General features: G+C 71.9%; 11 protein-coding genes. 4 read left to right on the forward strand and 7 right to left on the reverse strand.

Translation table 11 applies throughout. The annotated features are described in order from the left end of the window. Positions 1–10 precede the first annotated feature (10 nt). Complete coding sequence (locus tag ACFUUZ_RS23795; RefSeq protein WP_378699725.1) at positions 11–442, reverse strand: succinate dehydrogenase hydrophobic membrane anchor subunit; 432 nt, start codon at positions 440–442, stop codon at positions 11–13. Position 443: 1 nt separating this feature from the next. Continuing rightward, positions 444–842, reverse strand: coding sequence for a succinate dehydrogenase, cytochrome b556 subunit (gene sdhC / locus ACFUUZ_RS23800; protein ID WP_378699727.1), 399 nt, complete (start codon positions 840–842; stop codon positions 444–446). Between the two features lie 493 nt (positions 843–1,335). Between sdhC and ACFUUZ_RS23805 the strand changes: the two genes are divergently transcribed. From ACFUUZ_RS23805 to ACFUUZ_RS23815, 3 genes are all read left to right on the forward strand, one after another. After that, entirely contained in the window at positions 1,336–1,737 is a 402-nt protein-coding gene (locus tag ACFUUZ_RS23805) for a cytidine deaminase (protein WP_378699729.1), read from the forward strand. A gap of 153 nt (positions 1,738–1,890) precedes the next feature. Further along, complete coding sequence (locus tag ACFUUZ_RS23810) at positions 1,891–3,180, forward strand: thymidine phosphorylase (protein WP_378699731.1); 1,290 nt, start codon at positions 1,891–1,893, stop codon at positions 3,178–3,180. A 332-nt stretch (positions 3,181–3,512) separates the two neighbouring features. Next, positions 3,513–4,610 (forward strand): adenosine deaminase, encoded by a 1,098-nt coding sequence (locus ACFUUZ_RS23815; RefSeq protein ID WP_378699733.1) that lies wholly within the window; start codon positions 3,513–3,515, stop codon positions 4,608–4,610. Positions 4,611–4,614: 4 nt separating this feature from the next. Here the strand turns inward: ACFUUZ_RS23815 and ACFUUZ_RS23820 are convergent, their stop codons facing one another. The 5 genes from ACFUUZ_RS23820 to ACFUUZ_RS23840 are packed head-to-tail and all read right to left on the reverse strand — an operon-like array spanning position 4,615 to position 8,018. Beyond that, a complete protein-coding gene (locus ACFUUZ_RS23820; protein ID WP_378699735.1) occupies positions 4,615–5,871 on the reverse strand; it encodes a primosomal protein in 1,257 nt (418 codons plus the stop codon). Between the two features lie 33 nt (positions 5,872–5,904). Next, complete coding sequence (locus ACFUUZ_RS23825; RefSeq protein ID WP_378699737.1) at positions 5,905–6,246, reverse strand: YbaB/EbfC family nucleoid-associated protein; 342 nt, start codon at positions 6,244–6,246, stop codon at positions 5,905–5,907. After that, positions 6,243–6,593: a hypothetical protein gene (locus ACFUUZ_RS23830; protein WP_378699739.1), complete on the reverse strand. Its 351-nt coding sequence runs from the start codon at positions 6,591–6,593 to the stop codon at positions 6,243–6,245. The genes ACFUUZ_RS23825 and ACFUUZ_RS23830 overlap by 4 nt, the downstream gene beginning before the upstream one ends. Beyond that, on the reverse strand, positions 6,590–7,699 hold the full coding sequence (locus tag ACFUUZ_RS23835; protein WP_378699741.1) for a C40 family peptidase: 1,110 nt from the start codon (positions 7,697–7,699) through the stop codon (positions 6,590–6,592). Before ACFUUZ_RS23835 ends, ACFUUZ_RS23830 begins: the two co-directional genes overlap by 4 nt. A gap of 4 nt (positions 7,700–7,703) precedes the next feature. Further along, the gene (locus tag ACFUUZ_RS23840; RefSeq protein ID WP_378699743.1) at positions 7,704–8,018 is read right to left on the reverse strand and encodes a hypothetical protein; all 315 of its coding nucleotides are present in this window, start codon (positions 8,016–8,018) and stop codon (positions 7,704–7,706) included. Between the two features lie 120 nt (positions 8,019–8,138). Here ACFUUZ_RS23840 and upp point away from each other — a divergent pair, with 120 nt between their 5' ends. Further along, on the forward strand, positions 8,139–8,762 hold the full coding sequence (gene upp / locus ACFUUZ_RS23845; protein WP_378699745.1) for a uracil phosphoribosyltransferase: 624 nt from the start codon (positions 8,139–8,141) through the stop codon (positions 8,760–8,762). The last annotated feature ends 94 nt before the right edge of the window (positions 8,763–8,856 follow it).

Below are 8,856 nucleotides of genomic sequence, written 5' to 3' on the forward strand. Positions count from 1 at the left end.
GTGCCTGTTCCTAACTGATGTTGGGGTCGAAGGTGAAGATGACGTACGTGCCGACGCCCATGATCAGGATCATCGAGATGGCCAGCAGCGTGTTCAGCCAGAACCGGGTCGAGTCCTTGCGGGAGTAGTCCGCGATCACGGTGCGCAGCCCGTTGCCGCCGTGCAGCTGGGCCAGCCAGAGCATGGAGAGGTCCCAGATCTGCCAGAACGGGCTGGACCAGCGGCCCGCGACGAAGGCGAAGTTCAGCCGCTTCACGCCGCCGTCGAGCAGCAGCATGATCGACATGTGGCCGATCACCAGGAAGATCAGCAGCAGCCCGGAGAAGCGCATGAACAGCCAGGCGTACTTCTCGAAGTTGTTGCCCGCCCGGCCGCGCGGCGAGCGCGGCAGGTCGAGGCTGGCCGGGCGGTCGTAGGACTTGCCGAGAACGGGTGCAGACATCTCAGTGCTCCGTGAAGAGGTAGTAGAACATCCGGCCGATGGCGCCGCCGGCCAGCACCGCGGTGACGCCGAGGACGACCCAGAGCATCAGCTTCTGGTAGCGCGGGCCCTGCGACCAGAAGTCGACCAGGATGACCCGCACGCCGTTCAGCGCGTGGAAGAGCACGGCGACGACGAGCCCCATCTCCATCAGGGCGACCAGCGGGTTCTTGTACGTCTCGATCGTGGCGTTGTAGGCCTCGGGGCTCACCCGGACCAGCGCCGTGTCCAGCACGTGGACGAAAAGGAAGAAGAACAGCGTGACGCCGGTGATCCGGTGCAGCGCCCAGGACCACATTCCGGGGTCGCCTCGGTACAGCGTCTTCCGCTTCGGCTGAGCCGGAGCTTCGATCGTGGTCATAGCGTGCGGTGCCTCCAACGTCGTTGATGGACCCGGTCACAGATCCGACGCCGGCTGCGTGGAGGGGGCGAATGCCCAGGTGGCTGCGCTCCGGCCCGCCGCCGGGAAACTGAACCGTTCTGTGAACGACTCTAATCCTCCGGGTTTGCCGGAACTAATTCGGCGTGCCGTGCGTTGCGCTACACCGGTTGGAGTTAGGCTTACCTTTGTCGCAGCGGAAAGGGTTGTCGTGCGGCCTCCGCATGTCCGTTTCCGGGCCGGTGCGGTGGGTCTTCCCGACCCGGTTCCGTCAGTGAAATACCCTGTGTGACAAGGGGGAAACCGAATAGGGCGCGGCTGCTGTCCGACTTCTCCGTATTCCGCTCCGGGAGCGGTGAGGTGATGCGATGCTCCGCATTGCGCACCGGCGCAATGTGCAAAATGTCTCACCGCGTCGCTACCCGTGCCCGGAAAGCTACTCGGCGGTAATCGGAAAAACGTAAAGTGGGTGCGGATGACGATCGACTGGGCGGGGCTGCGGGCGAGCGCGCGGGGGGCGATGGAACGAGCCTACGCGCCCTATTCGCGCTTCCCGGTCGGCGCGGCGGCGCTGGTCGGTGACCGGGTGGTGACCGGCTGCAATGTGGAGAACGTGTCCTACGGGCTCGGGCTGTGCGCCGAGTGCGTGCTGGTCGGCAATGCCGTCGCAGGCGGCGGCGGGCGGCTGCGCGCGGTCTCGGTCTGCGATTCCCGCGGCGCGATCCTGATGCCGTGCGGGCGGTGCAGGCAGGTGCTCTTCGAGCACGGGGGCGCGGAGCTGCTCGTCGACCACGTCTCCGGGCCGAAGCCGCTCGGCGCCCTGCTCCCGGACGCCTTCGGCCCGGACGATCTCGCCGCGGGCGAACAGGAGCGCTGAACTCCCGGCACCGCGCCCCGCGGCGTCGCTCGGCCCGGCCGCTGCCACGCTGCGGGAGCGGTCGAGGCGGGGCCGCGCGGTTCGCGAGCCGCCGCCCACACGGCGGCTTTCGCGGCCGGGCGCGGGCGGCGGCGCTGTGCCACACTCGGGCCCGTGACGGCACTCGACGCGGTTTCCATCATCACGGCCAAGCGGGACGGCGGCGAGCTCACCGACGCACAGATCGACTGGGTCGTCGACGCCTACACCCGCGGCGCGGTGGCGGACGAGCAGATGTCGGCGCTGGCCATGGCGATCGTCTGGCGCGGGTTGGACCGCAGGGAGACGGCGCGCTGGACCGCCGCCATGATCGCCTCCGGCCGCCGGATGGACTTCACCGACCTGCCGCGGCCCACCGTGGACAAGCACTCCACCGGCGGGGTCGGGGACAAGATCACGCTCCCGCTGGCGCCGCTGGTCGCGGCCTGCGGCGCCGCCGTGCCGCAGCTCTCCGGGCGCGGCCTCGGGCACACCGGCGGCACCCTGGACAAGCTGGAGGCGATCCCGGGCTGGCAGGCCGACATCCCGGTCGCCCGGATGCGCGAGCTGCTGGTGGATCCGGCGATCGGCGCGGTGATCTGCGCGGCGGGCGCCGACCTCGCCCCGGCGGACCGCAAGCTGTACGCGCTGCGCGACGTCACCGGGACGGTGGAGTCGGTGCCGCTGCTCGCCAGCTCGATCATGAGCAAGAAGATCGCCGAGGGCACCGCGGCACTGGTGCTGGACGTCAAGGTCGGGGCGGGGGCCTTCCTGCCCGACCTGGCCGACGCGCGGATACTCGCCCGCACCATGGTCGAGCTCGGCACCGACGCCGGGGTGCGCACCACCGCCCTGCTCACCGCCATGGAGAGCCCGCTCGGGCTGACCGCGGGCAATGCGCTCGAGGTCGCCGAATCGGTCGAGGTGCTCGCCGGTGGCGGGCCCGCGGACGTGGTCGAGCTGACCCTCGCGCTGGCCCGCGAGATGGTCGCCGCCGCCGGGCTCGACACCGACCCCGCCGATGTCCTCGCCTCCGGGCGCGCCATGGACCACTGGCGGGCGATGATCGCCGCCCAGGGCGGCGACCCGGACGCCCCGCTCCCGCGCGCGGCGCACACCGAGACCGTCACCGCCCCCGCGGACGGTGTGCTCACCCGGCTCGACGCCCGTGCGGTCGGCATCGCCGCCTGGCGGTTGGGCGCGGGCCGGGCCCGCCAGGGTGATCCCGTGCAGGCGGGGGCTGGCGTGGTCATGCACGCCAAGCCCGGCGAGCGGGTCCGCGCGGGCACCCCGCTCTTCACCCTGCACACCGACACCCCCGCGACCTTCGACGGCGCCCGCGCAGCCCTGGACGGCGCGACGACGATCGCCCCCGAAGCGGGCGACACCCCCGCGGGCCCCCTGATCCTCGACCGGATCGGCTGACGCCGCTCCCCACGCCCGAGGCCACGCACCGTGCGGCCGCCCCCGTCGCGCTCGGGCAAGCCGGTGCGCAGGGACGATCGCTCCGACCCCTGCCGCAGGCGTGACCGGAGCGCGCGTGCCATCCGCGTGGTCGGAACTGGATGGCGGCGTACCGCACGCCGCCGCGGCGCGCGGCGCCATCCGCCGCGAACGGTTCGCGGCAGTGCGCGGCGCCGCCGCGCGTGACGCCGCGGCCAACCGGAAGGGGGCACCCGGCGAGCGGGTGGTGAACCAGCGCTGCCACAGCCGGTAACCAGCGGTACGCGGGCGCCGATGGCGGCTAACGTTGGGTCATGACAGGACCGATGCCGCTCACCCTCGCCTCGATCCGCCGCGCGCCGAAAGCGCTGCTGCACGACCACCTGGACGGCGGGCTGCGCCCCGCGACCGTCCTCGAACTGGCCCGTGAGTGCGGCTACGACGAGCTACCGGCCGCCGACGCGGAGTCGCTCGCCACCTGGTTCCGCGATGCCGCCGACAGCGGTTCGCTGGAGCGCTACCTGGAGACCTTCGCGCACACCGTCGCCGTCATGCAGACCCCGGAGGGGCTGCGCCGGGTCGCCCGCGAGTGCGTCGAGGACCTCGCCGCGGACGGCGTGGTCTACGCGGAGGTGCGGTTCGCGCCGGAGCAGCACCTGAACCGCGGCCTCACCCTGGACGAGGTGGTCGAGCACACCCTTGCGGGCTTCCGCGACGGCGAGGCGCTGGTCGCGGCGGCGGGCGGCCGGATCAGGGTGGTGTGCCTGCTCACCGCCATGCGGCACGCCGCCCGCTCGCGCGAGATCGCCGAGCTCACCGTGCGCTTCCGGGACCGCGGCGTCGGCGGCTTCGACATCGCGGGGGCCGAGGCGGGCTACCCGCCCACCAGGCACCTGGACGCCTTCGAGTACATGCGGGCCAACAGCGCGCACTTCACCATCCACGCGGGCGAGGCCTTCGGGCTGCCCTCGATCCACGAGGCGCTGGCCTACTGCGGCTGCGACCGGCTCGGCCACGGGGTGCGGATCACCGACGACATCACCGTCGCGGGCTCGGTCGCCGACGCCGAACTCGGGCTGGTGGCGAAGTACGTGCGGGACACCAGGATCCCGCTGGAGCTCTGTCCGTCGTCCAATGTGCAGACCGGCGCCGTCCCCTCGCTCGACAAGCACCCGTTCGACCTGCTCGCCCGGCTCCGCTTCCGGGTCACGGTGAACACCGACAACCGGCTGATGAGCGACACCAGCATGAGCGCGGAGATGCTCAAGCTGGTGCAGACCTTCGGCTACGGCTGGAGCGACCTGGAGCGCTTCACCATCAATGCGATGAAGTCGGCGTTCATCCCGTTCCCGGACCGGCTGAAGATCATCGACGACGTGATCAAGCCGGGCTACGCGGTGATGCTCGGGTAGCGGCTCACTCGGGCCGGTCGAGCCTGCCCTCGAACCAGGTCTCCAGCTCGCGCCACGCGGCGGCCTCGGCCTGGAACGGCGGGCTCGGGGCCAGCCGGGTCGGGTCCGGGTTGAGCAGGTAGGAGACGTACCAGCCGAGCGGGGTGGAGGGGGCGAGCGCCTTCTCCACCGCGTCGTCCTCGGCGTAGTCGGCGGCGTCGGTGAAGAGCTCGACGGCCAGGTCCAGCTGGTCCACGTCGACGGTCAGCGGGCCCTCACCGAGGTCGTCGCCGAGGCCGGGCAGCACGTAGACGTTCTCGTCGGTGACCTCGACCTCCAGCGAGCCGTCGATGGCCGCGGTCTGCACCTCGTCGTAGGTGCTCACCCTGGCCAGGTCGTGCTCGTGGTCGTCGGCGAGGTGCCTGGCCAGCGCGCGCTCGGAGTCGAAGACCGCGATGGAGCCGTTGCGGCCGAGGAAGATCGGCTCGTCGTCGAGGTAGCAGCGCAGGGTGAACCAGGTGCCGTCCGAGGTGATGATCTTGACCGGGTCGATGCCGACCTCGGCCCAGAACGACTCGTCCTCGTCCTCGTCGTCGGGGTCCTCGTCGTCGGTCTTGGTGAGATCGACGGCCTCGAACTCCTCGCTGTCCGCGGCGTCGTCGGCGTCGACCACGTTCTCCGCCGCGGCGAGCAGCTCGGCCTCGGCCACCGCGACCGCCTCGGCGTCCACCTCGGGCGACTTCACCACGCCGTCGATGGCGTCGAGCACGTCGTCCCAGCCCTCGGCGATGGCGGCGCCGATCTGGTCCCAGAGCTCCTCGCCCTCCCGGCCTGCGAAGGAGTTCGGCCCGCCGGGCAGCGCGCCGAGCACCGGGTGCCCGCCGAAGAACTTGGTGACGGGGTCCAGCTCGCAGACCTCGCCGATGGTGCGCACCATCTCGAGCGTGTCCTCCAGCTCGGCGACGGTGTCGCCGTCCGGGTCGCTCGCGGCCAGCTCGGGGACGCCGACCAGGTCGAAGGTGTGCTCCTCTTCCGGCTCCAGCTCCGCCGCCGACAGCCCGGCCACGACCTTCCAGGCCGGGTGCTCGACGAGATCGTTGTCCGAGTCGGTACGGATGAACGCGGCGAGCTCCGCGACGGACTCGAATCCGTACAGGCTGTCCTCGTGCCCGAGGAACGCCTCCCACTCGTCGTCACCGTCCCGCCAGCGCGGTGCCCAGAGGGTGACGAGATCGCCATCGGTCAGACCGAGCTCGATCGGGACGATGTCTCCAGAAGCCATGGGCGGAAGCCTATCGACCTTCCGGCTCAGGCACTATCCCGCCTGCCCCACCCCGGGGGCGGCGCCGGGGGCGGGCTCGGGAGCGAACGACTCGTTCAGTGTCGCAACGACCTTCGAGCGCTGCCCGCCCGCCTCCTCGGCAGCCTGCCTGCAGGCCCAGACGATGAGCTTGCCCACCTCGGCGGGCGGCAGCCCGGTGACCGCCTCGGAGAGCCGCAGCGCGGTGAGCGCGCCGTCGCTGTCCACCTCGACCTCGACCGCGCCGTCCTCGGTGACGAAGTGGCCGCGCACCTGCTTCAAGCCGTGCAGCGCGGCCTCCAGCGCCTCCAGCTTGCTGGTCGCCCTGGCGACCAGCGCGTCCATCTCCGCGCTCATACCGGCCTCATCCAGCTCGTCGGGCCGGTGTCCGCGTCGTCCATCCGATCCAGCTCGTCCACCGCCTGGCCGCGGGTGGGCAGCCCCAGCCGGTCCAGGATGTCGGCGGGCATGCCCGCCTCGGCCAGCGCTTCCCGCCGCTTGGCCTTCGCCGCGATGGTGGAGCGCTTGGTGAGCCGCAGGATCTCGGCGGCCAGCGTCTGCGCGCCGTACCGGTACTCGCTGCGCTCGAAGGCGATCTCCACCGGCATGCCCTGATCGGTGGCGCGCACCGTGACGGTGCCCGCGCGATTGCTGCTCGCCGCCACGGTGACCGGCGGGACGCCGGGCTCCTGCTGCTCGCTCACGACGTCGGCCTGTAGAAGCCGTAGAAGTCCATCCCCACATTCTCCGTTCGCACCGAACTGATCTGCACCGGGTCACCGGCCTCGACGAACTGGCCGTTGCCGATCACCATCGCCACGTGCCCGTCCCAGATCGCCAGGTCACCGGGCATGAGATCGCCCGCGGAGACCTGGGTGGCGCCGTTGCCCTGCTCGGCCGCGAGCCGCGGCAGCTCCACCCCGGCCTCGCCGTAGGCGTACTTGGTGAGCCCGCTGCAGTCGAGCCCGGCGCCGGGGGAGTTGCCGCCCCAGACGTACGGGGTGCCGAGCGTGCCGAGCGCCGCCTGCACCGCGGTGGCCGCCTGCTCGTTCGGCGCCTCCACCCGGCTGCCGTCCGGCAGCGTGATCTCCACGCCGTCGCGGGTCGCCTCCCCGGAGCCGGTGTCCGGCTGGGCGCCAGGTGTCGGCGTGGTGGCCGTCGGCGTAGCCGCCTTCGACGCCTCGGTGACCAGCGGGTTGTTCATGATGGTGGTGAGCAGCGAACCGGCGCTGCTAGCCACCCCGCTCGCCCCGGAGAGCAGTTGCTGCGGCAGCCCGGACGAGGCAAGGGTGGAGGCGAGCGAGGTGGAGGGCGGCGGCGTCAGCCCGTTCATGCTCGCGGTGTGCGTGTCCAGCTCGTTCTGCACCCGGCCGACCACGCCGACCGCCTGGTTGATGTGGTCGATGGCGGAGCCGATGACCGCGGTAAGCCCCGGCGGGGTGGCGATCGCGGGGCCGAGCGCGGTCGCGGTGGAGACGAAGGACTGCAGGATGCCGTTGAGATCCTTCTGGCCGCTCTCCACCTCGCCCGCGGCCTGGTTCACCACGGCGGCCATGTCGGTGCTGTTGTCCGAGATGGTGGCGGCCGAGGTCTGCACCCGCAGCGCCTTGGCGGTGGTGGCGTCGGCGGCGGTGCCGTCCCACGCGGTGTTCACCTGGTTGATGCTGCTGCGGCCGAGCTCGTGGATCCGGTCCACCGCGGCGGAGGTGGCGCGCAGCGCGTCGGCCGGGCCGCCGGAGGGCAGTACCCCGGAGCCGAACGAATTCAGCAGCTCGACCAGCGGTTTCGCCAGTGCGTCGATGTCGATCACGCGCTCACCCGTTCGGATCGGCGGCGATGGCGGCCGCGCTGCCGAGCTCGGTGTCCGCGATGGCGCCCGCCGCGGCCGTGACCGCGCCGCCCATGCTGCCGAGCACCGCGGAGAGCTGGCCGATGGCGGCGACCTGGCCCGCGTGCGCGGCGGCGTAGGCGGCCATGAAATCACCGCCGATCAACCCCATGATCGGGCCGAGCAGCGCGGGCCCCGCCCCCGCCGCCGACGTGCCCGCCGCGGCCATCTCGCCTGCCATGACTTGCGCGGACGCACCGTAGGCGACGATGCCGTCGGTATCCGCCGACGTCTTGTCCATAACAGCCCCCCATCCGTTTCCCAGGCAGAGTACGTCATTCACTGTCTTCGACGCGCCCGCTCGGCCCCTGGTTCCCCGGCAAGGCGGCGAATTTCCCCGGCGCGACCTTATCGTTCCATCATGCGCACCCACACCGTGGACCATCCGCTGGCCGCCGCCCTGCTCACCACGTTGCGCGACGCGCGCACCGTCAATGCCGAGTTCCGCTCCGCGCTGCGCGATCTCACCGGAATTCTCGTCTACGAGGCTCTACGCGACGCCCCGGTGACCCGCTTCGACGTCGCCACCCCGGTCTCGATCGCCGACGGCACCCGGCTCGCCGCGCCGCCGCTGCTGGTCCCGGTGCTGCGGGCCGGGCTCGGCATGGTGCACGCGGCCGCGGCCTTCGTGCCGGACGCCAGGATCGGCTTCGTGGGCATGGCGCGGGACGAGACCACGCACGAGCCGGTGCCCTACATGGAGTCGCTGCCCGAGGACCTCTCCGAGGTGCCGGTCTTCGTCCTCGACCCGATGCTCGCGACCGGCGGCTCCATGCGGCACACGCTGGAGCTGCTGGTGGCCCGCAAGGCGCGCGACATCACCGCGCTCTGCGTCGTCGCCGCGCCGGAGGGCATCGCCGTGCTCGGCGATTCCGGCCTGCCGGTGCGGCTCGTCACCGCCGCCATCGACACCGGCCTGAACGCCGACGCCTTCATCGTCCCCGGCCTCGGCGACGCCGGGGACCGTCAATTCGGGCCGCGGTAATTGTGGTCGCGCCTCCGGCGCGACGGGCTTCGCGCCCTTCGGGGGCTCACGTCCGAGCGGCCGAGACTTGCGCCTTCGGCACGTGCGTCTCGGC

Source organism: Nocardia sp. NPDC057353, from assembly GCF_042667085.1.
Classification (GTDB): domain Bacteria; phylum Actinomycetota; class Actinomycetes; order Mycobacteriales; family Mycobacteriaceae; genus Nocardia.